The sequence below is a fragment of the Bradyrhizobium sp. in8p8 genome (assembly GCF_000426845.1).
Taxonomy (GTDB): Bacteria; Pseudomonadota; Alphaproteobacteria; order Rhizobiales; family Xanthobacteraceae; genus Bradyrhizobium; species Bradyrhizobium japonicum_C.
Genome location: NZ_AUGD01000004.1, coordinates 104351 through 126209, shown reverse-complemented (window position 1 = coordinate 126209; position 21859 = coordinate 104351). Strand labels below are relative to the sequence as shown.

26 protein-coding genes and 1 tRNA gene are annotated in these 21859 nt (G+C 65.8%); 12 read left to right on the top strand and 15 right to left on the bottom strand.

Translation table 11 applies throughout. The features are described from left to right. Positions 1 to 91: 91 nt before the first annotated feature. On the bottom strand, positions 92 to 1096 hold the full coding sequence (locus tag K408_RS0113190; protein WP_024339196.1) for an ABC transporter substrate-binding protein: 1005 nt from the start codon (positions 1094 to 1096) through the stop codon (positions 92 to 94). A 32-nt stretch (positions 1097 to 1128) separates the two neighbouring features. Next, positions 1129 to 2493, bottom strand: coding sequence for an FAD-dependent oxidoreductase (locus tag K408_RS0113185; protein ID WP_024339197.1), 1365 nt, complete (start codon positions 2491 to 2493; stop codon positions 1129 to 1131). Positions 2494 to 2604: 111 nt separating this feature from the next. On the opposite strand from K408_RS0113185, the gene K408_RS0113180 reads away from it, so the two are divergent. Further along, positions 2605 to 2874, top strand: a complete 270-nt coding sequence (locus K408_RS0113180) for a hypothetical protein (RefSeq protein WP_024339198.1) — start codon at positions 2605 to 2607, stop codon at positions 2872 to 2874. A gap of 3 nt (positions 2875 to 2877) precedes the next feature. Here K408_RS0113180 and K408_RS0113175 read toward each other — a convergent pair whose 3' ends face one another. Next, positions 2878 to 3681, bottom strand: coding sequence for an enoyl-CoA hydratase-related protein (locus K408_RS0113175; RefSeq protein WP_024339199.1), 804 nt, complete (start codon positions 3679 to 3681; stop codon positions 2878 to 2880). 155 nt (positions 3682 to 3836) lie between these two features. Between K408_RS0113175 and K408_RS0113170 the strand changes: the two genes are divergently transcribed. Beyond that, positions 3837 to 4811 (top strand): ketopantoate reductase family protein, encoded by a 975-nt coding sequence (locus K408_RS0113170; protein ID WP_024339200.1) that lies wholly within the window; start codon positions 3837 to 3839, stop codon positions 4809 to 4811. A gap of 2 nt (positions 4812 to 4813) precedes the next feature. Here the strand turns inward: K408_RS0113170 and K408_RS0113165 are convergent, their stop codons facing one another. The 3 genes from K408_RS0113165 to K408_RS38010 form a co-directional block, all read right to left on the bottom strand. Beyond that, complete coding sequence (locus tag K408_RS0113165) at positions 4814 to 5488, bottom strand: alpha/beta hydrolase family protein (protein ID WP_024339201.1); 675 nt, start codon at positions 5486 to 5488, stop codon at positions 4814 to 4816. 87 nt (positions 5489 to 5575) lie between these two features. Further along, complete coding sequence (locus tag K408_RS0113160; protein ID WP_024339202.1) at positions 5576 to 7132, bottom strand: long-chain-fatty-acid--CoA ligase; 1557 nt, start codon at positions 7130 to 7132, stop codon at positions 5576 to 5578. Continuing rightward, the gene (locus K408_RS38010; protein WP_024339203.1) at positions 7129 to 7872 is read right to left on the bottom strand and encodes a TetR/AcrR family transcriptional regulator; all 744 of its coding nucleotides are present in this window, start codon (positions 7870 to 7872) and stop codon (positions 7129 to 7131) included. Before K408_RS38010 ends, K408_RS0113160 begins: the two co-directional genes overlap by 4 nt. 88 nt (positions 7873 to 7960) lie before the next feature. On the opposite strand from K408_RS38010, the gene K408_RS0113150 reads away from it, so the two are divergent. Genes K408_RS0113150 through K408_RS0113130 form a run of 5 tightly spaced genes read left to right on the top strand, consistent with a single transcriptional unit; the run spans position 7961 to position 12018 of the window. Further along, a complete protein-coding gene (locus K408_RS0113150; RefSeq protein WP_024339204.1) occupies positions 7961 to 9142 on the top strand; it encodes a lipid-transfer protein in 1182 nt (393 codons plus the stop codon). A gap of 5 nt (positions 9143 to 9147) precedes the next feature. Next, positions 9148 to 9600 (top strand): MaoC family dehydratase N-terminal domain-containing protein, encoded by a 453-nt coding sequence (locus K408_RS0113145; RefSeq protein ID WP_024339205.1) that lies wholly within the window; start codon positions 9148 to 9150, stop codon positions 9598 to 9600. Next, entirely contained in the window at positions 9600 to 10010 is a 411-nt protein-coding gene (locus K408_RS0113140) for a MaoC family dehydratase (RefSeq protein WP_024339206.1), read from the top strand. Before K408_RS0113145 ends, K408_RS0113140 begins: the two co-directional genes overlap by 1 nt. A gap of 21 nt (positions 10011 to 10031) precedes the next feature. Continuing rightward, entirely contained in the window at positions 10032 to 10859 is an 828-nt protein-coding gene (locus tag K408_RS0113135) for an SDR family NAD(P)-dependent oxidoreductase (protein WP_024339207.1), read from the top strand. 13 nt (positions 10860 to 10872) lie between these two features. After that, positions 10873 to 12018 (top strand): acyl-CoA dehydrogenase family protein, encoded by a 1146-nt coding sequence (locus tag K408_RS0113130; protein ID WP_024339208.1) that lies wholly within the window; start codon positions 10873 to 10875, stop codon positions 12016 to 12018. Position 12019: 1 nt separating this feature from the next. Here K408_RS0113130 and K408_RS0113125 read toward each other — a convergent pair whose 3' ends face one another. Continuing rightward, entirely contained in the window at positions 12020 to 13000 is a 981-nt protein-coding gene (locus K408_RS0113125) for a helix-turn-helix domain-containing protein (protein ID WP_028145884.1), read from the bottom strand. Positions 13001 to 13140: 140 nt separating this feature from the next. On the opposite strand from K408_RS0113125, the gene K408_RS0113120 reads away from it, so the two are divergent. Further along, entirely contained in the window at positions 13141 to 13866 is a 726-nt protein-coding gene (locus tag K408_RS0113120; RefSeq protein WP_024339210.1) for an alpha/beta fold hydrolase, read from the top strand. A 113-nt stretch (positions 13867 to 13979) separates the two neighbouring features. Here K408_RS0113120 and K408_RS0113115 read toward each other — a convergent pair. Continuing rightward, a tRNA-Arg gene (locus K408_RS0113115) sits at positions 13980 to 14056 on the bottom strand. Positions 14057 to 14190: 134 nt separating this feature from the next. Here K408_RS0113115 and K408_RS0113110 point away from each other — a divergent pair. Then, the gene (locus tag K408_RS0113110; RefSeq protein WP_024339211.1) at positions 14191 to 14550 is read left to right on the top strand and encodes a VOC family protein; all 360 of its coding nucleotides are present in this window, start codon (positions 14191 to 14193) and stop codon (positions 14548 to 14550) included. A gap of 128 nt (positions 14551 to 14678) precedes the next feature. On the opposite strand, the gene K408_RS42055 is transcribed toward K408_RS0113110, so the two are convergent. From K408_RS42055 to K408_RS0113085, 4 genes are all read right to left on the bottom strand, one after another. Beyond that, positions 14679 to 14840, bottom strand: coding sequence for a hypothetical protein (locus tag K408_RS42055; protein WP_155248412.1), 162 nt, complete (start codon positions 14838 to 14840; stop codon positions 14679 to 14681). A gap of 123 nt (positions 14841 to 14963) precedes the next feature. Beyond that, a complete protein-coding gene (locus K408_RS0113095; protein WP_024339212.1) occupies positions 14964 to 15335 on the bottom strand; it encodes a cupin domain-containing protein in 372 nt (123 codons plus the stop codon). 25 nt (positions 15336 to 15360) lie between these two features. Then, complete coding sequence (locus K408_RS0113090; protein ID WP_024339213.1) at positions 15361 to 15999, bottom strand: RraA family protein; 639 nt, start codon at positions 15997 to 15999, stop codon at positions 15361 to 15363. Positions 16000 to 16020: 21 nt separating this feature from the next. Continuing rightward, positions 16021 to 17538, bottom strand: coding sequence for an AMP-binding protein (locus K408_RS0113085; RefSeq protein ID WP_024339214.1), 1518 nt, complete (start codon positions 17536 to 17538; stop codon positions 16021 to 16023). A 226-nt stretch (positions 17539 to 17764) separates the two neighbouring features. On the opposite strand from K408_RS0113085, the gene K408_RS0113080 reads away from it, so the two are divergent. Next, the gene (locus K408_RS0113080) at positions 17765 to 18397 is read left to right on the top strand and encodes a hypothetical protein (RefSeq protein ID WP_024339215.1); all 633 of its coding nucleotides are present in this window, start codon (positions 17765 to 17767) and stop codon (positions 18395 to 18397) included. Between the two features lie 96 nt (positions 18398 to 18493). Here K408_RS0113080 and K408_RS41050 read toward each other — a convergent pair whose 3' ends face one another. Both K408_RS41050 and K408_RS0113070 read right to left on the bottom strand, forming a co-directional pair. Then, positions 18494 to 18709, bottom strand: a complete 216-nt coding sequence (locus K408_RS41050) for a hypothetical protein (protein ID WP_080654877.1) — start codon at positions 18707 to 18709, stop codon at positions 18494 to 18496. A gap of 17 nt (positions 18710 to 18726) precedes the next feature. Beyond that, entirely contained in the window at positions 18727 to 19734 is a 1008-nt protein-coding gene (locus tag K408_RS0113070; RefSeq protein ID WP_024339216.1) for a 2-dehydropantoate 2-reductase, read from the bottom strand. A gap of 161 nt (positions 19735 to 19895) precedes the next feature. Between K408_RS0113070 and K408_RS0113065 the strand changes: the two genes are divergently transcribed. Beyond that, positions 19896 to 20462, top strand: coding sequence for a YidB family protein (locus K408_RS0113065; protein ID WP_024339217.1), 567 nt, complete (start codon positions 19896 to 19898; stop codon positions 20460 to 20462). Between the two features lie 89 nt (positions 20463 to 20551). Further along, positions 20552 to 20824, top strand: a complete 273-nt coding sequence (locus K408_RS0113060; protein WP_196232368.1) for a GlsB/YeaQ/YmgE family stress response membrane protein — start codon at positions 20552 to 20554, stop codon at positions 20822 to 20824. A gap of 142 nt (positions 20825 to 20966) precedes the next feature. On the opposite strand, the gene K408_RS0113055 is transcribed toward K408_RS0113060, so the two are convergent. Continuing rightward, on the bottom strand, positions 20967 to 21752 hold the full coding sequence (locus tag K408_RS0113055; protein WP_024339219.1) for an SDR family NAD(P)-dependent oxidoreductase: 786 nt from the start codon (positions 21750 to 21752) through the stop codon (positions 20967 to 20969). Positions 21753 to 21859 lie beyond the last annotated feature (107 nt).

Below are 21859 nucleotides of genomic sequence, written 5' to 3'. Positions count from 1 at the left end.
GCGCACTTGCGTACCGGGGAACCTCGAGATTCTCAGGTGCGCAAGTGCGCACCGGAGCTCTCGCTTCCCGAGCCCTGGAATGACAGAAGCATCAATCCGCCTTCACGTATTCCTTGGCGATGATCGCGTCGGCATTGAACCCCTTGTCCGCAAATCCCTGCTCCTGGAGCCATTTGATCTGGTTGTCGACGTTCGTCACGTCGAGCTTGCCGTCGGGATCGATGTAGGCGCAGTTGCCGACCACCTGCTCGACCGGCAGGTTGGTGTATTTCGCGACGATCTCCAGCAGCGGCCTTGTCTGCTCGTTGATCGGCGCGACGCCGCCCTTCATGGCGGCGAGGATCACATCGTGATATTCACGGTCGGCTTTCGCCAGCGCTCCAAGCAGCTTCGTCACCGCCGCCCTGTTGGTCAGCGTCTTCGGCGAGGCGAACACCGCCCCCAATTGCCACGGCGTCTCGTCGCCGACCCAGCCCAGGAACTTCGCGCCGCCCTCGTCCATCAGCTTTCGCGCGGTGGAGACCGGCAGCAGCGCCGCATCGACGGTCTCGCCCTTCAGCGCAGCGGCCGCGTTCGACAGCGATTGCAGCGGCACGATCTTCACCTCGGCGAGCTTGAAGCCGTATTTGTCGGCGAGCAGGCCGAGCGAATAGTGAAAGCTAGATCCCACCTGTGTGACCGCCACGCGCTTGCCTGCAAGATCCTTCGGCGTCTTCAGGCCGGCGGCATAGGCCTTGTTGCTTGCGAAATAGCCGATCAGGGGATAGCCGGCCTTCTCGCGGCTCATCCCGCCGATCACCTTCAGCGTGCCCTTGCCGGCAAGATTGTAGAGACCGGCGGTGAAGGCGGTGATGCCGAAATCGACGTCGCCCGAGGTGGTGGCGACCGCGATCGGCTGCGCCGCATCGAAGAATTTCAGCTCGACCTCGAGGCCAGCGTCGCGGAAATAGCCCTTATCCTGCGCGATGAAGACGGGCGCGGAGGAGGACAGGCGGAGCACGCCGATCTTGGCCTTCAGGCCGTCCTCGGCCCGCGCCGTACCCATCACCATGATCGCCACCAGGCCCGCGAGCACGAGCCGCACCATCCCGATCATCCCGTTTCCTCTCGTGGTTGTCTTGCAGTCCGCTACAGGCCTTCAGGCAGCGCCTGGTCCCGCCCGATGAAGGCGCCCTGTTGTTTCAAGGTTTCCTGCAATTTTTCAATGGGGATGTCGCGCGGAATCCGATTTCCAGCGAGCGCGAGCGCGGCGGCGGAACCTGCGGCCTCGCCCATCGCGAAGCAGGCACCGGAGACCCGCGCGGCCGATTGGCCCTCATGTGTCATGGACGCGCAGCGGCCCGCAACCAGGAGATTGTCGACGCCTTCGGGCACCAGCATCCGGTAAGGCAGCTCGTTGTAGCCGCGCGAGTCCGGGATCGGCGGGAATGTAAAGACGACGTCGCCGGGAACATGCGCCTCGATCGGCCAGCCATTGACGCCGATAGAATCCTCGAACGAGGCGCAGCCGAGCACGTCCTCGCCGCTGAGCTGGTAGCCGCCCTTGATGCGGCGGGTCTCGCGGATGCCGAGCTGCGGCGGCAGGTCGACGATGTAGGATCTTTCGAAGCCCGGCACGGTACGCAGGAATTCGAACGCGGCCAGCGCCTGCTTGCGGCCCTCGATCTCGCCGCGGGTGAGATCGTCGGGCTCGACGCCGTTGATGGCGTGGCCGTCCTCGCGCGCGACCTGCGTGAAGTTCACCCGCCACTCGATGCCGGACTTTTGCGGCCGCACGATCACGCTCTTGCGCGGGAATGTGTGGGTGCCGGCCGCAAGGGCCTTGTCCATCAATTGCGGAATGGTGCGCCACGCATCGCCCGCCTTCTCCGGATCGATGCCGTTGAGGCGCAGCATCATCGAAGGGTAGAGCGGATGACCGTGCTCATCGCCGAGCTCGAACGGCGCGCCGGCCCACACGGCAAGATCGCCGTCGCCGGAGCAATCGATGAAGATCTCGGACCGCACCGCCTGCCGGCCAGCCTTGGTCTCGACCAGCAACGCGTCGATGCGGCGGTCATCGCCCATCACGACGCCGGCACCGAGCGCATGGAAAAGGATGTTCACCTGGTGACCGGCGAGCAGTTGATCGGCCGCGATCTTGTAGGCCGCGGTGTCGTAGGCCTGCGCATAGACCTTGCCGAGGATCAGATGCGGCGTGTTCAGGCCGTTCAAGCGATCGATCCGCGCCAGCAGCTCCGACGCCATGCCCTGCACCAGCCGCCGGTGCTCGCCATGGACATTGCCATGCAGGCCGCAGAAGTTGGTGACGCCGGCTGCGGTGCCCATGCCGCCGAGAAACCCGTAACGCTCGATCAGCAGCGTCTTCCGCCCGGCCCGCGAGGCCGAGGCCGCCGCCACGATGCCGGCCGGACCGCCGCCAAGCACGACCACTTCGTATTCGCCATAGAGCGGCACTTTCCGTGCCGGTTCTTCGATCATCCTGGGCCGCATGGCGCGTCCGCTCCCGGCATTTGTCTGGAGGGATGGAGGATTAGCCCGGCTCGCCCCACCATCGCAAGATCACGGTTGCTCCCACTCGCTGGACCTGAGACAAGGGCAGCCATGTATCGTATGGCCAAGAAATCCGCGCTCGTTGCCCTGGTCGCCTTCGTGCTCCCATCGGGCCATGCAGCGGCATTGGAGCAGAACTGCCGCTTCATCCGGGAAAAGCCTGACCGCGAAGCCTGCTACAAGCGGCAGGAGGATGAGCTTGCGGCCAAGCGCAGGCCCGAGCCGCCTCGCGAAAGTACCGCGCTCGAAACGCTCCGCGAGATGCGGCAGAACGACGACCCAGTCTATCGCAGCATCAACAACATCTGCCGCGGCTGCTGACGTTCAGCCCTTACCGCCGCCCCAATTCGCCGTCCGCTTCTCGGCGAACGACGCCAGCCCTTCCGCTGCCTCCGCGCTCTGTCGCTTGAGCGAATGCAGCTGCACGAGCCGGGTGTAGGCGGCATCGCCCACCGCCATGCCGCCGAACGAGCTCTCGAGCGCGAGACGCTTGGTCTCGGCCATCGCATCCGGTCCGTTGGCGAGCAATTGCTCGACCACCTTGCTGCCTGCGCCTTCGAGATCGGCGAGCGGCACCACCTCGTGGACGAGGCCGATGCGGCGGGCGTCCTCGGCGCCGAAACGTTCCCCGGTGAGCGCGTAGCGGCGGACCTGGCGTACACCAATGGCGTCGCAGAGCTGCGGGATGATGATCGCCGCCGTCAGCCCCCAGCGCACCTCGGTGATCGAGAACAACGCGTTATCCGCGGCAATCACGACGTCGCAGGCCGCGATCACGCCGGTGCCGCCGCCAAAACAGCCGCCCTGCACCAGCGCGACGGTGGGGATCGGCAGCGTGTTGAGCCGCTGCACAGCCTCGAACGTCGCCCGCGAGGCCGCTTCGTTGGCCTCAGCCGATTGCGGCCGCACGCTATTGATCCACTTGAGGTCAGCGCCGGCCTGGAAATGCTTGCCGTTGCCCCTGAGCACGACGACGCGCAGGTTCGGCTTCTTGGACAGATCGTCCATGGCCGCGAGCACGCCCGCGATCAGCGCGCCATCATAGGCGTTATTGACCTCCGGGCGGTTCAACGTGACGGTCGCAACCCCACGCTCATCTGATGTCCACAGGACGGGGTTGGCGGTCATCGGTGGTCCTCCGGTCGGTTTCTTTGCTGCGCACTATGGCCGACGCGGCGTGTCCTGATCCATATCTTTCCGGCGTGGGGCGGCCGCGTCCACCGCATGGCGGCTTGTGTCATGCTGGCTTCCGGGCGGCAAAGAGACAGGGACCGGACATCATCATGCGTATCTGCATTTTCGGTGCGGGCGCCGTCGGCAGCCACATTGCGGTACGGCTGGCGCGCGCCGGCAACGAGGTCTCGTGCGTGATGCGCGGCGCGCATCTCGAGGCCGCGCGCGCGGGCGGCCTCAAGCTGCGCGTCGGCGATTCCGAGGTCGGCGCCAAGGTGAACGCAACAGGCGATCCGGCCCAGCTCGGCCCGCAGGACGTGGTGATCTCGACGCTGAAGGCGACGGCGCTGCAGGGACTGGTCTCCAGCATCAAGCCGCTGCTCCAGGACGACACCGCCATCGTGTTCGCCCAGAACGGCATTCCCTGGTGGTACGGTATCGGCCTGCCGCCGCGGCATCCCGCCCCGCCCGACATTTCATTTCTCGACCCCGGCGGACGCTTGCGCGCCTGCATCCCGAAGGAGCGGATCATCGGAGGCGTCGTGTTCTCCTCCAACGAGGTGATCGCGCCGGGCGTGGTGCAGAACCTGACCCCGGACCGCAACCGGCTTCTGATCGGCGAATGCGACGACCGCAATTGCGAGCGCATCACGAAGCTCCGCAACGTCCTCAACGATGCCCGGCTGGAATCGCCGCCGGTGGCCGAGATCCGCGAGGCGATCTGGTCAAAGCTGCTGACCAACATGTCGCTCTCGGTGCTGTGCCTGCTCACCGGCCAGACCGCGCGTGGCGTGCGCGACGACCCGGCCTTCGCGGACGTGATTCCGCGCATGCTGAACGAGGCCAACGAGATTGCCCAGCATTTCATCCCAGAGGTCAAGCGCGTCACGCGCAGCGGCCCCGCCCCAAATCACAAGCCGTCGCTGCTGCAGGACTACGAACTCGGCCGCGCCATGGAGATCGACGTGCTGGTCAAGGCGCCGCAGGCCTTCGCGCGGACCGCCGGCCTGTCGACGCCGACGCTCGACCTGATCGCCGCACTGGCGATCCAGAAAGCGCGCGACAAGGGGCTCTATTCAGCCTGAGGTCAGGCGCGCTGGTCGATCCAGGCCGCGAGAGTATCAAGCACCTCCTTGAGCGCCTCGTCATTGCTGCGGCCGGACTTCTTCAGCACCGCGAAGGAGTGGTCGCCGCCTTCGACCTCATGCAGCGTCGCCTTCGCGCCCAGCATTTCGGTCACCGGCTTGAGATGGCCGAGATCGGCAAGCTCGTCGCGCGTGCCTTGCAGGAACAGCATCGGGATCGCGATGCCGGCGAGGTGCTCGGCGCGCTCGGACGACGGCTTCTTGGCGGCATGGAGGGGAAAGCCGAGGAAGGCGAGGCCCTTGACACCAGGGAGCGGTGCCTTCGACTGCGCTTGCGAGGTCATGCGCCCGCCGAACGATTTGCCGCCGGCAACAAGTTTCAGGCCAGGACACAGCCGCGCCGCCTCCTCGACTGCCGTGCGGATGGCGGCATGCGCAACAGCCGGCTGGTCGGGACGCCCTTGTTTCTTCTCCATGTAGGGAAAATTGAAGCGCAAGGTCGCGATGCCGCGGCTCGCGAGCCCCTCCGCGACCTTCTCCATGAAGGAATGCCGCATATCGGCGCCGGCGCCGTGCGCCAGCACGTAGCAGGCGCGCGCATGGTCCGGCCGCGTCAGGATCGCCGAGACCGTACCAATGCGTTCGATGTCGAGCTTGAGCTCGCGCGTCTCGACCAAGACCGAATGTTCCCGATGAATGCTCTCGATGGTACCTGCGCGACCGCGATCTGAAAACAGGAAACCTCGCACGTGTCCGCGAAGGCCCTAGCTGACCCGCCGTTCCCGCCCCTCCCAGAACGGCTTGCGCAGCTCGCGCTTGAGCACCTTGCCGGCGCCGGACAGCGGCAGCGGCGTTTCTGTGATCTCGATGCTGCGGGGACATTTATAACCGGCAATCAACGTCTTCGTGAACTCGATCAGCTCGCCGGGCGAAACCTCGACACCGCTGCGTTTGACCACGACGGCGTGGACCTGCTCTCCCCATTGCTCATTGGGAACGCCGATCACCGCGCATTGCAGCACCGAGGGATGCTGCGCCAGCGCGTTCTCGACCTCGACCGAGTACACATTTTCGCCGCCCGAGATGATCATGTCCTTCACGCGGTCGACGACATAGATGAAGCCCTCCTCGTCCATGTAGCCACCGTCGCCTGTGTGCATCCAGCCGTCGACGACGGCCCGCGCGGTCTCCTCCGGCCGCTCCCAATAGCCCATCATCACGGTGTCGCCGCGCACCACGATCTCGCCGACAGCGTCCGTGGGCAGGGGTTGATCGTTCTCGTCGACGATCCGCACCTCGCAGCCGAGCGTGGCGCGGCCCGCGCCGCGGTGACGTCCCTTCCTGCGCCCCTCCCCGACATGCTCGCTCGCATGCAGCAGCGTCGCGATCGGCGACAATTCGGTCATGCCGTAGGCTTGGGTGAAACGCACATGCGGCAGTGCGCGCGCAGCACGGTCGAGTACCGCCTCGCTGATGGGCGAGGCTCCATAGATGATGTGCTTGAGCGAGGACAGGTCGTAGTTCCCGATCGCGGGGTGATCGACCAGCATCTGGATCATGGTGGGCACCAGCAGCACGTCGGTGACACGCTCGCTCTGCATCGCGGCCATCACACCTTCGGGCGTGAAGCCCTGAACGATCACGTTGGAGCCGCCGGAGAGCAGCAGCGAATACATGGCCGCGCCGTTGGCGAGGTGAAACATCGGCGCCGCGTGCAGGTACATCGTGCTCGCCGGAAACAGTCCTTCGCCGAGAGCGTTGAGCGCATTGGCCATCAGGTTCTGGTGGCTGAGCATCACGCCCTTGGAACGCCCGGTGGTGCCGCCCGTGTAGAAGATGCCGGCGAGATCCTCGCCCTTGCGCATGGCATCGGCAACGGGCGCACTGCCCGCGACCATTTCCTCATAGCTCTCCATTCCGGCCGGCACCTCGCCGTCGTCGGCATAGATCAGCTCCAGACCCGGAATTGCGCCGGCGAGCTGCGCGCCGACCTGCGCAAAGGCCTTGTCGACCAGCAGAACGGAGGCACGGCAGTCGCGCATCGCATCCTCGTTTTCAAGGGCGCTCCAACGGATGTTGAGCGGCACGATCACGCCGCCCGCCCAGCCGGTCGCCAGGTAGAGCTCGAGGTAGCGATCCGAGTTGAAGGACAGCACGGCGACGCGATCGCCATCACTGACGCCGCGCGAGCGCAGCCCGCCGGCCAGCCTTGCAACGCGTTCGCCGAGCTCGCCCCAGCTGCGACGCCGCTGGCCATAGACGGTGGCGAGTCCCTTCGGGTTGATCTGCAGCGCGCGCCGCAGTCCGTGCGTGATGTTCATCGCGTTCCTCCTCCTGTACGCTTCTTCCCTGCCGTCGTGCGTCCTGAGTTGCGCCGTTGCGGCGCCCCCGGCGTCTTCTTTGTCATCTGCTGCCGGCTCTCGGTTGCGAGGCCCTCCGTCAGGCGAACCGTGAACTCGTCGGCGATTTCGCTCGGCGACAGCTCGCCGTCGCGGCGATACCAATGGCCGATCCAGTTGAGCGCGCCCGCGATCGCGAAGGCTGCAAGCTTGGGATCACAAGGCCTGATCGAGCCGTCGGCCGTGCCTGCGGCGATGTAGCGCCGGAAGGTGGCGTCGATCCGCTTCTTGGAGGCACGCGCGACGGCGGCGTTCCGCTCGGTCAGGTCGCGCAGGTCGAAACGCACCAGGCTCGCGCCGAAATCGGTCGCCATGAGCGCGGCATAGGCGTGCACCAGCTTGCGCAGCTTGGCGAGCCCCGAACCGCCGCCGCCGTTGATCTCCGTGATGACGCTGTCGACGAGCTCGGCGCCCATCGACCAGCATTCGAACAGGATCTCGTCCTTGCCGCGGAAATAATTGTACAGCGCGGGCTTGGTGATGTTCAGCCGCTCGGCGACCTCGTTCAGCGTCACGCGATGATAGCCCTGCTCCAGGAACAGCTGCACTGCGGCGCGCAGCACCGCCTCGCGCTTTTCGTCGCGGGCGCGGCGGCGGCTCTCGAACGGCAGCCAGGGCGAAGACGACGGCAATGAGGGCGGAACGGGCGGCGCTGAATCCATGCTCGGTCGGTTGACTCTCGTGGGCATCGACCGATATGTTACCCACGGGTAAGAAAAAGTCCAACGGGTAATTTATTTGGAGGAAGCGATGTCTGACGTCATCGTCGCAGGGGTCGGCATGATTCCCTTCGCCAAGCCGGGAGCCAGCGCGCCCTATCACGAGATGGGGACGGAAGCGGTCAAGCTGGCGCTCGCCGATGCGGGCCTCGGCTACGACAAGGTGCAGCAGGCCTACGCGGGCTACGTCTATGGCGATTCCACCTGCGGGCAGCGCGCGCTGTACCATGTCGGGATGACCGGCATCCCCATCGTCAACGTCAACAACAATTGCTCGACCGGCTCCACCGCGCTGTTCATGGCGCGGCAGATGATCGCGAGCGGAGCGCTGGATTGCGTGCTGGCGGTCGGCTTCGAGCAGATGAAGCCCGGCGCGCTCGGCAGCGTCTATACCGATCGTCCGAGCGCATTCGAGGAATTCGACGCGGCAGCGGACCAGCTGATCGACGCTCCCGGCATTCCGCTGGCGCTGCGCTATTTCGGCGGCGCCGGGCTGAGCCACATGAAGAAGTACGGCACTCCGCTCGACGCCTTCGCCAAGGTGCGCGCCAAGGCGAGCCGCCATGCCAAGAACAATCCGCTCGCACTGTTTCGCAAGGAGGTCACGGCGGACGACGTCATGAACGATCAGGTGATCTGGCCCGGCGTCATGACGCGCCTGATGGCGTGCCCGCCGACCTGCGGCGGCGCAGCCGCCGTGCTGGTCTCCGAGCGGTTTGCCGACAAGCACGGCATCGGCAAGGAGGTTCGCATCGCGGCGCAGGCCATGACCACCGACACGCCCTCGACCTTCAAGGCCGGCGACATGATGCAGCTGGTCGGCTACGACATGGCAAAAGAGGCGGCAGGCCGGGTTTATGAAAGCGCCGGCATCGGGCCCGACGATCTCGACGTGGTCGAGCTGCACGACTGCTTTGCCCACAACGAGCTGATCACCTACGAGGCGCTCGGCCTTTGCGGCGAGGGCGAAGCCGGCAAGTTCATCAATGACGCCGACAACACCTATGGCGGCCGGATCGTGACCAATCCGTCCGGCGGATTGCTGTCGAAGGGACATCCGCTCGGCGCCACCGGACTTGCGCAGTGCTACGAGCTGACGCGGCAGCTGCGTGGCACGGCCGGCTCCACGCAGGTCGAGGGTGCCAAGGTCGCGCTGCAGCACAATCTTGGCCTCGGCGGCGCCTGCGTCGTTACGCTCTACAAGCGGCACTGACAAACATGGTCGATCAGTCCGCCGTAGGGCGCAGCTTCACGCCCGTCACCGCGCGGGTGGAGCCGGGCCGCCTCCGCTATTTTCTCAATACACTGGGTGAAGAGAACCCGGTCTACCGCAACGCGGATGCGGCGCGGGCGGCCGGATTCGACGGCATGCCGGTGCCGCCGACCTACTTGTTCTGCCTGGAGATGATGGACGTCGACGACCCCTTCGAGATGTTCATCGCGCTCGGCATCGACCTTGCCCGCGTGCTGCATGGCGAGCAGAGCTTCGCCTATCACGCGCCGGTTCTGGTCGGAGACACCCTGACGTTCCGGCCGCGCGTGACCAGCGTGACGGACAAGAAGGGCGGCGCGATGACGCTGATCGGCATTCGATGCGAGGTGACCAACCAGGACGGCGTGCACGTTGCCGATACCACGCGCACCATCGTCGTCCGGAACGAGGTGACGTGATGACGGCATCCGGAGACATCAGGGCCGGCGACCGGATCGTCCACAAGGTCTTTCCGCCGATCACCCGCCACACGCTGGCGCTCTATTGCGGCGCTTCGGGCGACCACAATCCGATCCATGTCGATCTCGACTTCGCCAAGGCGGCCGGATTTCCGGATGTGTTCGCTCACGGCATGCTGGCGATGGCCTATCTCGGGCAGGCGCTGACGGATGCGGTGCCACCGTCGCGGCTACGCAGTTTCGCGACCCGGTTCGTCGCCATCACCCAGCTTGGCGCCAAGCTGACATGCGAAGGCACGGTGACCGAGCTCTTCGCCGAGGATGGCGAGCGCCGCGCAAGGCTTGCGCTCACCACCAGGGACGATCGCGGCGAGGTCAAGCTCGAAGGCAGCGCCGTCGTCGCGCTGTAACAGCAAGAGGACTTATTCAGAATGGCAAAACTGCAGGGAAAGGTCGCGCTCGTCACCGGCTCGGGCCGCGGCATCGGGCGCGCGATAGCACTCAAGCTCGCGCGTGAAGGCGCGCGCGTCGTCGTCAATGACCTCGATGCCGAACCGGGCGACGCCGTGGTCGCGGAGATCAGGGCGCTCGGCGGCGACGCCGTCGCCGTGAACGGCAGCGTCTCTGAGGCGGGTTTCGCCGACCGCTTCGTCGGAGCCGCGCTGGACAAGTTCGGCGGGCTCGACATCATCGTCAACAATGCCGGCTACACCTGGGACTCCACCATCCAGAAAATGACGGACGAGCAGTTTCAGGCCATGCTCGACGTCCACCTCGTCGCCCCGTTCCGCATCCTGCGCGCCGCCGCCGAGCCGATCCGCGTGTTCGCCAGGAAGGAAGCCGAGGAGGGGCGCGAGGTGTTCCGCAAGGTCGTGAACATCTCCTCGATCGCGGGCCTCTACGGCAATGCCGGTCAGGCGAGCTATTCCTCGGCCAAGGCCTCGCTGATCGGGCTGACCCGCACCATGTGCAAGGAGTGGGGCCGCTACAAGGTCAACGTCAATTGCGTCGCCTTCGGCCTCATCAACACCCGCCTGACCCAGCCGATCGAGGCGCAGCAGAAGACCATCGACGTCGCCGGCCGGGACATCAAGGTAGGGGTGCAGCCGCACATGCTGGAAGCCATGTCGCGCATGATCCCGCTCGGCCGCGGCGGCACGCCGGAAGAAGCAGCCGACGCCGTCTATCTGTTCTGCAGCCCGGAATCCAACTATATCAGCGGCCAGGTGGTCGTCGCCGGTGGCGGCCTGATTGTCTGAGAGCGAGGCGCTGATGCATTACCGATCGTCGTGGATGACCGAAGAGCTGGACACGTTCCGCGACCAGTTCCGCAAGTATCTCGCCAAGGACCTGGCCCCTCACGCCGAGAAATGGCGCGAGCAGAAGATGGTCGATCGCTTCGCCTGGCGCCGGCTCGGCGAGATGGGCGCACTTCTGGCCAGCGTGCCGGAGGAATATGGCGGGCTCGGCGCGACCTTCGCCTATGACGCCGCCGTGCTCGACGATCTCGAAAGCACCGTGCCGGAGCTGACGACCGGCGTCTCCGTGCATAGCGCCATCGTGGCCCACTACATCCTCAATTACGGCTCGGAGGAGCAGAAGAAGCGCTGGCTGCCCAAGATGGCCTCCGGCGAGATGGTCGGCGCCATCGCCATGACCGAGCCCGGCACCGGCTCGGATTTGCAGGCCGTGAAGACCACGGCGAAGAAGCAGGGCAATTCCTACGTCATCAACGGCCAGAAGACGTTCATCACCAACGGACAGGCCGCCGATCTCGTCATCGTGGTCGCGCGCACCGGCGATGCCGGTGCCAAGGGCATTTCGCTGATCGTGGTCGAGACCGCGGGCGCCGAGGGCTACAAGCGCGGGCGCAACCTCGACAAGATCGGGCTGCACGCCTCCGACACGTCGGAATTGTTCTTCGACAACGTCACCGTGCCGCCGGAAAACCTGCTCGGCAAGGAGGAAGGCCAGGGCTTCGTTCAGCTGATGCAGCAGCTGCCGCAGGAGCGCCTTGCGCTGGCGGTCGGCGCCGTCGCCTCGATGGAGCGCGCGGTCAAGCTCGCCACCGACTACACCAAGGAACGGAAAGCCTTCGGCAAGCCGCTGATGGAATTCCAGAACACCGCCTTCACGCTGGCCGAGCGCAAGACCGAGGCGATGATCGCGCGCGTCTTCGTCGACTGGTGCATTGAGCGCCTGATCGCAAAGGATCTCGATACGGTGACGGCGTCGATGGCGAAATATTGGTGCTCGGAAAAGCAGGTCGAGACGGCCGACGAATGCCTCCAGCTGTTCGGCGGCTACGGCTACATGCAGGAATATCCGATCTCCCGCATCTTCATCGATTCCCGCATCCAGAAGATCTACGGCGGCACCAACGAGATCATGAAGCTGCTGATTTCGAGGTCGCTTTAGATCATCGCGCACGCCAGTCGCGCGGCCGGCAGCCGAAGCGCTGCTTGAAGCGCCGCGTGAAGTGGGAGAGATCCGAGAAACCCCAGTCGAACGCGATGGCGCCGATCGCACGATCCGCCATCGCGGGATCCGCGAGATCCCTCGCCGCGCCGTCGAGCCGGCGGTCGATGATGTAGTCGGTGAAGCTGGAGCCCGATCGCGCCAGCAGCTTGTGCACATAGCGCTCGCTGATGCCCACGGCACCGGCGATATCGGCAACCGCAAGGCCGGGCTCGCGGAGCCGCCGGTGAATGGCGCGCTTCACCGCCAGCGCAGTTGCATCGGCGAGACTTTCAGATTCCGCTGCGCCTGCCCGGCTGCGCCGCGACAGGCTCACCGCGACGAGCTCGATCAACGCCCGGAACAGAAGCACGCCCTCCTCCTCGGAGATGCGCAAGGCCCCGTCGCTGAGCGTACGCGCGGTCTCGACGATGAGATGGCCGACATAGGGATCATCGGAGACGCGCGCCGCAGCGACGCCGAACGATGCCGGCAGGCATTCGCGCAAGGCCTCGGCCGGCACCCAGAACGAGGCGACGCGCAATTGCGGTCCGCGGTCGTGCAGAAGCGCAAACTGCCGATCGCTGTCGAAGATGCCGACCTGCCCGGGCGACAGGCTGACCTCGCGATCGCCCTGTTGAATGCGACAACGTCCGGCAAGCTTCAAATTGAGGTAGAAGCAGCTGCGCTCGGACGCCGCGATGTCGGCCGCCGAGCGCCGCACCACGTGCTCGGGAAAGCTGACGCGGTTGATCGCGGCATCGCCGAGACGGATGTGTTCGACGCTGGCAGGAAAGCCGGCTGCGGCCGCCGGCTCCGGCGTCAGATTCATGAAGGCCTGGCAGATCGCCTCGCGATAATAGGCGAACTGCTCCGCCGGCCGGACGCCCCCGGTGTCCCAGGCCGATTGGCGTGACGAAACGGCGCGCTCGATCAGCTGCATCGGTTCACTCCGAGACCAATCCGGTTCACTTCCAGCCAAGCGGCAGATCAGCCGCGCGTCCAGAATTGACGTGCGGCGGCGCCGCTCCGGTCAGAACGGCGCGGCCTCGATCTAACCACACCCTCGGGAGGAGCCACAACATGTCGACCTACGTTCTCGTCCACGGCGCCTGGCACACCGGTGCCGAGTTCGAGCCCGTCGCCGCACCGATCCGCGCGGCCGGCCACCAGGTCCACACCCCCACCATCAAGGGCAACCGTCCCGGCGATGCCAAGACGACCGGGCTGAAGGAGCCGATCCAGTCGATCGCCGACCACCTTGCCGAGAACAATCTGAAGGACGTCGTCCTGCTCGGCCATTCCTATGGCGGCATGATCATCACCGGCGTTGCCGACCTCGCGCCGGAGCGCATCCGCCGCCTGGTCTACTGGAATGCCTTCGTGCCCAACAACGGCGAATGCCTCAACGACATGGTGCCGCCGCACTATGTCGGGCTGTTCGACGCGATCGCAGCCGAGCGCGGCGACGGCTCCGTCGTCTTGCCCTTCCCGATCTGGCGCGAGGCTTTCATCAACGATGCCGACCTGGAGACGGCGCAACGCGCCTATGACGTCCTCAATCCGCACCCGCTCGCGACCTTCACCGACAAGATCGCGCTCAAGGCCAATCCGGCCGAGATGCCGCTGGCCAAATCCTACATCAACTGCACCGAGGACACCGCGCTGCCGCACAGCTATGGCTGGCATCCGCGTCTGTCGGAGAAGCTCGGCCTGTTCCGCCTGGTGCAGGTGCCGGGAAGCCACGAGCTGTGCTTCTCCGATCCGGCGCGGCTTGCCAGGGCGATCATGGAGGCGGGAAGGGACTGACAGGTGCGTCCAAGCCGTCGATCTTAGGGGGCGTACCCGATCGGCTTTCGCCGACGGGGGCGCACGGACGAGGACGCCGCAGCCCATGTCTTCGGGCTGGATACATGCCGAAGTGGCGATCCCGGGAAGACTCGAACTTCCGACCTACGGTTTAGGAAACCGCCGCTCTATCCGGCTGAGCTACGGGACCGCGGAACCCGGCCTTGCAGGTTCGGCCTTCTCATAGCAGAGGAGGATGCGGTTCGCCAGCCGCAACGCGGGTCATCTCAACGCGCAGAAGGAGCTGTACATTCAGCTCCAGATCCATTGCCGCGGAGCAGCCACATGATCGACAGCATCAGCGCCATCACGCTCGGCACCCATGACATGGCGCGCGCCGTGCATTTCTACCGCTCGCTGGGGTTCGAGCTCCTGTATGGCGGCGAGGCCGCGGCGTTCACGAGCTTTCGCGCCGGCACCGGCTATGTCAACCTGACGGCACAGCCCGATGACAGGCAGTGGTCCTGGTGGGGCCGAGTCATCTTTTATGTCGCCGACGTCGACGCCACCTATGAGCAGGCTCGCGCGGCCGGATGGCAGCCGTCGACCACGCCGCGCGATGCGGAATGGGGCGAGCGCTACTTTCATCTCACCGACCCCGATGGCCATGAGCTGAGCTTCGCCCGTCCGCTGCGCGGCGCGTGACGAGGCCGCCGGCTACGCCCTCATATTGTTGTCCTTCACCACCTTGCGCCAAGTGGCGACCTGCTTGTCGAAGAAGGTCTTGAAGGCGGCGCCGTCCTGGAGCAGCAGCGTCATGTGTTGCGTCTCCTTCAGCTGGGTGGCAGATTGCTCTGCAGCAGCCGCGCCATCGCATCGGTCGATCCGCCCGGCGGAAACGGCACCACCAGCGTGATTTTCGAGGCCCGGGCGCGCGCCGGTGCCATCGCGAGGATGGCGGGCACGGCCAGCAGCGCCCGTCGTGTGATCGTCACGGTCCCCCCCTCGTCGTTGCGCCCGGCTTTTTGCTATTTGGCGCTCGAGCACGATCGGAAAAAACGGTCAGCGGTTCTCCGGAAAGATCATGCCCCACATCAATACCTGAAGCGCGGAGCGCTTCAGGTCGTTCCGAAGCCCGACCCTGCTTTCCGGTATTCCGGCCGAGGCGGACTGAAGATGTCCAGCACGCGGGCGCCTTCGGGTCCGGCGCGCATGGTGTGCGGCACGTTACCCGGCGTGCGCCAGAAATCGCCCTTATTCACCGCGATTTCCTCATCGCCCTGAACGCGGATGGCCGAACCGTCGAGCAGCACGCCCCATTGCTCCTCGGGATGATGGTGCAGCGTGCCTTGCGCATGCGGGGCCAGCGTCACAACAGACAGCATCGCCTGCTCCCCGGAGAAGATGCGCGTCGTCACTCCGGCGGCCAGCTCGCGGAAAAGGCCATCGTTCGTATCGTCGATGTTGTGGAACTCGTCCTTCTGGCTCACGCCATCCTCCCCTTCGCTTCTCTGATCAGGACTTTCCGTAAGAGCCCTGGTAGCGGCCCTCGCGGATCGCCTTCAGCGTCTCCTCCTCGCGGCTCATCTGGGCACGGACCGCCTGCAGCAGCGCAGTTGCGCCGGCAGCGGGGAACGACACCACGCCATCCTCGTCGCCGACCACGATGTCGCCGGGCGAGATCACGCTGCCGCCGATGGTGACAGGCACGTTGATCTCACCCGGACCGTTCTTGTATGGGCCGCGATGGATCACCGCGCGGGCGAAGCACGGAAAGTCGTCGGCCGCGAAGGCTGCGACGTCGCGGATCGCGCCGTCGATGACATAGCCTTCGGCTTTGCGCCATTGCGCGATGTTCTTCATGATCTCGCCGACCAAAGCGCGCGTCTCATCGCCACCGCCATCGACGACGATGACGTCGCCGGGACCGACCAGTTCGAGCGCGCGATGGATGGCGAGATTGTCGCCGGGCCGCGTGCGCACGGTGAAGGCCGTGCCCACCAGCTTGGCGCCGCGATGAAAGGGCCTCAGCCCCACCGCGCCGGGCAGGCGGGAGAGATTGTCGGAGATGATCGAGGTCGGCGCGTCTCGAAAGCCCGCGATGATGTCGGCCGGCGGTTTCGGCACGCTGTTCGCTGCAATGGCGATCGTCATGTCAGTCCTTCCGTATCTGTCTCAGTCGGCATGCGCCCGCGCTCTCGCCGGCAGAATCCGGAAGGCGCGCCCTTCCTTCATCCATGCTGCGCGTTCGTCGCGCAAAAGCGTGCGCCGGACCTTCCCGGAGTCGTCGCGCGGCGGGGCGTTGACGAATTCGAAGCTCTCGGGATGCTTGTAGCGGCTAAGCCGGTCCTTCAGGAAATCCGCCATCCCGTCGGCGATGGCCTGGCCGTCCGCATCGGGCTCCGGCTCGATGATGGCATGCACACGCTGGCCCAGTTCCGGATCGGGCAGCCCAACCACGACGCAGGAGCGCACGCCGGGAGCCTCGGACACCGCGGCCTCGACCTCCGCCGGATAGATGTTGGCGCCGCCGCGCAGTACCATGTCGGCGAGGCGGTCGCCCAGATAGAGATAGCCCTCCGCATCCAGCCGGCCGATATCGCCGAGCGATTCCCAGCCGTCGGCGCGGCGCTTCGGCTCCGCGCCGAGGTAGTGATAGGTGGCGTCCTTGCCGTCGTTGTTGAGAAAGTAGATCTCCCCGGTCTCGCCGGGCGCGACGTCGTTGCCGTCCTCGCCGATGATGCGCAAGCGCGCCATGTCGCCGATCTTGCCGACCGAGCCCTTGTGCGTCAGCCATTCGGTACCGGAGATGATGCAGGCGCCCTGCCGCTCGGTGCCGCCATAGAGCTCCCAGATCCGCTCGGGTCCGAGCCAGGCGATCCAGTTTTCCTTCAGCCACGGCGGCATCGGGGCCGCCATGTGGAAGACCGTCTGCAGGCTCGACAGGTCGTAGGCGTTGCGCACGCTCTCCGGCAGGGCCCAGATCCGGTGCATCATCGTCGGCACGAAATTGACCCATTGCACGCGCTCGCGCTCGATCTGGCGCAGCGTTTCCTCGGCATCGAATTTGGTGAGCCCCGTGAGCATGCCGCCGACGAACAGCGCGTAGTGCGACACGATGAACGGGGCGTTGTGGTAGAGCGGGCCGGGATTGAGCAGCGAGACGCCGAAGGGAATATTGAGCGGCGGGGCGGCCGCGGTATCGGTCACCGCCGGCTGGTGGTCGAGGATCACCTTGGGACGGCCGGTCGAGCCGCCTGAGGTCATCGCTTTCCAGTAGCGCGCCACCGGCGGCGTCAGCGGCTCATCCGAGAAACCTTCCGGCACGAACTCGGCGGGCAACCGGTTCGGCGCATTCCAGTCGGCCTCGCCGCCGACCACGAGCGCAGGCCTGAGAATGTCGAGCACGGCGGCCGCTTCGCCGCGCGGCAGCCGCCATGACAGCGAGGTCGGCGTCGCCCCGCACTTCCAGACCGCAAATGACGTCTCGAAGAACGCGTTGCCGTTGGGCAATCCGATCGCGACGAAATCGCCGGGCTTGACGCCCTTGGCCGCAAACGCCCGCGCGCGCCGGTTGGCGCCGCGCTCGAGCTCGTCCCATGTCAGGGTGTCCTGCCCGTGACGAATGGCGATCGTGCCTTGCGGCTTGCGCTCGGCATACCAGCGCGGCACATCGGACAGGGGCAACAGCATCAGGCGTTTCCATTTTCTTGGCGGCACCTCGGCAGTGAGGGGCTGGCGGCACAAGTGTAACAGCATGCCGCCGCAGCGCTGTGACTCTCGCGCCACGTCAAGCACAAAATGTCAGCATCACAGCCATGAAATTCCCGGGTTCCACGGGTGACAAGGCGACGATAAAGGGGCAAAAATCCGACTCGACTCAGCTCGGGTTGAGTCTTGCAAGGAATGCTCTCGTAGAATGTCGACCGGAGATACATCGCGTCGTGCGGCGCTGCTTCCCGCGGCCGCAGCAGGATTTTTCCTGCTGATGCCTGCACACGCCGAGGCGCAATGGTGGAGACGCGCACCGGTCGATTTCGAGGAATGCGCTGACGCCGCCGAGAAAGCCGCAACCAAGGCGGAGAAGACGGCGGCCCTTGCCGATTGCAACGCCAAGTTTGCCGGCCGCCGCAAGCCGGGCGGCGGCTATTCCTACTACGACTTCCTCCAGGATCGCACCTTCGACATCGCCGGCCCCAATCCGACGCCGGAGGAACAGAAGAAGATCGACGAAGCCTATACCGCCTATCTCGCCAAGCAGCGCCGCAGCAATGAAGCGGCGCAAGCCACGGCCCGCCAGCAGCGCGAGCAACAAGAGCAACAGGTGCAGCAGCTTCAGCAGGTCGCGCTGCGAACCGAAGTCGAGCGCGTGCCGATCCCCGTCGGTCGGCCGAAGGTTCAGCAGGCCGCCATCGGCGATACGCGCGCGCGAGCGAAGGGCGCATGCACCAAGGGCTCCTTCTCCTGCGAATGGCCACGCCTGTCGGAAGGGTTGAACGATCTGAAGAAGCTGTTCAACCCGGCACCCAGCAAGCCGGCGAAGAAGGGTTGAGCCACGCCAGGCCGGAATAGCCTTGCAACAAAACGTAGTCGCGAAGCTGGAGCGCCCTCTGGCGCTGGCCCGGGACGATAGCGGAGGGATGGAGCGTCAGCGCGCGCGCTTCTTCTTGCTGCGCTTCGGTTTGACCACGGGCGGACTCGCAGGCTCCACTACCGTCGGCGAACTCCCCAGCTGCGACCTGCTCTCCTGCAATCGCCTGTCGTAGCCCGGAGAGTTCATCACCGTCGGCGGCCTCGCATGGGCTAGCGTCAGTGCACCGCAAAACGCGGTCAGCGCTAGCCCGATCACAAAACGACGCTTCATCCTGTTCTCCATTCCGCTCACGCGTTCCCGCGGATCTGCTGCGGTGTCAGGCGAAGGGGACCGCTGCCGGTCGCCTCGGCTTCCTTGATCAGCGCAACAATGCGGCGCATCAGCGGCACGCTGACATTGTTTTGCTCGGCGAGCGCGATCAGCGCACCCTGGAGATAGTCGATCTCGGTCTTGCGGCCCAGCTTGAGGTCCTGCCACATCGAGGAGCGTGCCTCGGGATCGATCTTCATCGTGCGCCCCAGGATCGCGTTGAAGATCGCATCCGGCAAGCGCAGCAGGGTCGGAGACCAGTTCATCGGGATCGGCGTCGACGACACCGGCACGATGCCGGCGGCCTTCAGCACGGCCAGCCCCTCGGCCATCTGGTCCGCGAACAGCCTGCGCCAGTCCCGGCTGGCCAGTTGCGCGGCGAGCGGCATGTCGGAGAGCGCGCTGAGCGCGTTGTTCAGGTTGATGATCAGCTTGCCCCATTGCACGCCGGTGATGTCACCGCTCGCGCGCACCGCGAGGCCGGCAACCGAGAGCGCAGCGGCCGTATTCTGTGGATCCTCTCCGACGTGGATATCGCCGGAGGTCGAGCGGTGGAAGCGGCCCTCGCCCATCGCGATCACGTTGAAGGGCACCATGCCGGCAAGCACGCGGCGGCCGCCGAGCCGCTCGCGCAGGACCGCGACATTGCCGATGCCGTTCTGAAGCGAGACGATGACCGCGTCCTGCGGCGCATGCTGCGCGATCTGCTCGGCGACAGCGGCGGTGTCGGCGCTCTTCACCGTGACCAGCACGAGGCCTGCGCTGTGCAAGATCGCGGGATCCTCTGCCAGCGTCAGCCGGCTCACATCGAGCTTCTTCTCGGAGCCGTCGAAATCGGTCAAATACAGTCCGAAGCGTTCGATCTCGGCCTTCACCCGGGGCCGCACCAGCAGCGCGACGCGGCGGTCTGCCGCCGCCAGCATGCCTCCGACGAAACAGCCGATGGCGCCCGCGCCGGCCACCACGATCGGTCGATCCGTCATCACTGAATTCGCTCCCTGAATGGCCGGCCTTCGATAGCAGAGGCAAAGGCCGCTGCCCATCGCGTCGCAGCCGCCTTGTAACCGTCATGAGCGCCTCATATGTTTTCGCCCGGGGGGCAGTCAGCGGCGAGCGCTCGCCGAACGAGACGCCAAAGGAGAGCACCATGGGTCTACTCGATGTCCTCAACGGCATGCAGAACGGCCCGCGCGGTCCGACCACAGCGAGCACCGACAAATCCTCCGGCGGCATGTCGCCGATGACCATGGCGCTGCTCGGCCTGCTGGCCTGGAAGGCATTCAAGCATTTCACCGGCAACCAGTCCGGCTCTGCGCCCCAACCGTCACCGGCGCCCGCACCTCCGCCTGTGAACGCAGGCACGGGTGGCGGTCTGAGCGACATGCTCAAGGGCGGCCTCGGCGGTCTGCTCGCCGGCGGTGCGGCCGGCAGCATTCTTAGCGGCGGGCTCGGCGATCTCCTCAACCAGTTGCAGCAAAGCGGCCACGCCGACACCGCCAATTCCTGGGTCGGCAAGGGCGAGAACAAGCCGATCGCGCCGGGCGATCTCGCCAGCGCACTCGGCGCCGACCAGATCGACAGCCTGTCCGCCCAGAGCGGCCTGTCACGCGAGGACCTGCTCTCCGGCCTCAGCCAATATCTGCCGCAGGTGGTCGATCAGCTGACGCCAGACGGGCGGCTGCCGACCGAAGACGAGCTCTCGGGCCGAATCTGAGGTTTTGGTCTGAGCATGATCTCTTCGGAGCACGGCGACACACGTCTCTGGATCATGCTCCAAGCGTTCTCAGGAAGGGGAGCACAATCATGAGCATGGGCGGCCTGTTGTGGATCATCGTCGTCGGCTTCGTCGCCGGCCTCATCGCGCGCTGGCTCGCACCGGGGCCGAACAATCCGAGCGGCTTCATCCTCACCACCATCCTCGGCATCGCCGGCGCGTTTCTCGCCACCTGGCTCGGCCAGGCCATCGGCCACTACAACCCCGACCAGGGCGCAGGCTTCATCACCGCAACCATCGGCGCGGTGGTGGTGCTGTTCATCTGGAATCGGCTGGTGGCGAGCGGCGTGATCAAGGGATAACAACTCGAAACGCCCAGAGACGGCGAACCGTCTCCACATCGTCATGCCCGGGCTTGCCCCGGGCATCCACGTCTTTCGATCCACGCGGCAACGCGTGGATCGCCCGGTCAAGCCGGGCCATGACGGGGAAAGAGCGCGCCAATCACGTCACTAAATGCATGCCCGCATCCATGCGCACGACTTCGCCGGTCATGTTGCTGGAGGCCGGCATTGCCAGGAAGCAGACGAGCTGGGCGATGTCTTCCGCTGTCGACGCGACCTTCAGCGGCACTTTGGCCACCACGCTGTCGCGCACCTGCTTGGCGCCGGCCTCGCCGCGGCCCTTGGTGAACCAGGGCGTGTCGATATAGCCGGGGCAGACCGTGTTGACGCGGATCAGCGGCGCCAGCGCGCGCGACAGTGACAGCGTCATGGTATTGAGCGCGCCCTTGCTCGCGGCGTAGGCGATCGACGAGCCGACGCCGCTGATGCCGGCGACCGAGGAGACGTTGACCACCGCGGACGGTCGCTCCGAAGCCTTGGCGCCGGCCTCGAGCAGGCTGCGCGCAGCGCGCACCATCTGGAACGGGCCGATGGTGTTGACGCCGTAGATCCGCTGGAAGTCCTCCGCTGACAATCCATCGAGATCGGCGTGAGCGACATGCTTGGTGGTGCCGGCATTGTTGACGAGGATATCCAGCCGGCCCCAGGGCGCAGCGGCAGCCACGATCTTGCGACAATCGTCATCCCTGGAGACGTCGCCCTGCGCGACCAGGACCTCCGCGGCGCCGGCCTTGCGGCAGAGCTCGGCCGTGGCCTCGGCCTCTTTCTGGCTCGACGAATAGTTGATGACGAGCCGCGCTCCGCTCCGGGCGAGAATTTCCGCAGTCGCCGCGCCGAGACCGGACGCCGACCCCGTCACGATTGCGCACAAGCCGTCCTTTGCCATCCTGAAATTCCTTCCCCTGTTCTGACGTCGGCATCCTGTTTAGCGAGTTTGCCGCGCCCTGCAAATCGAGCAAACTCCGCTAAGCGGAATTAGTCTTCTGCGGTCCT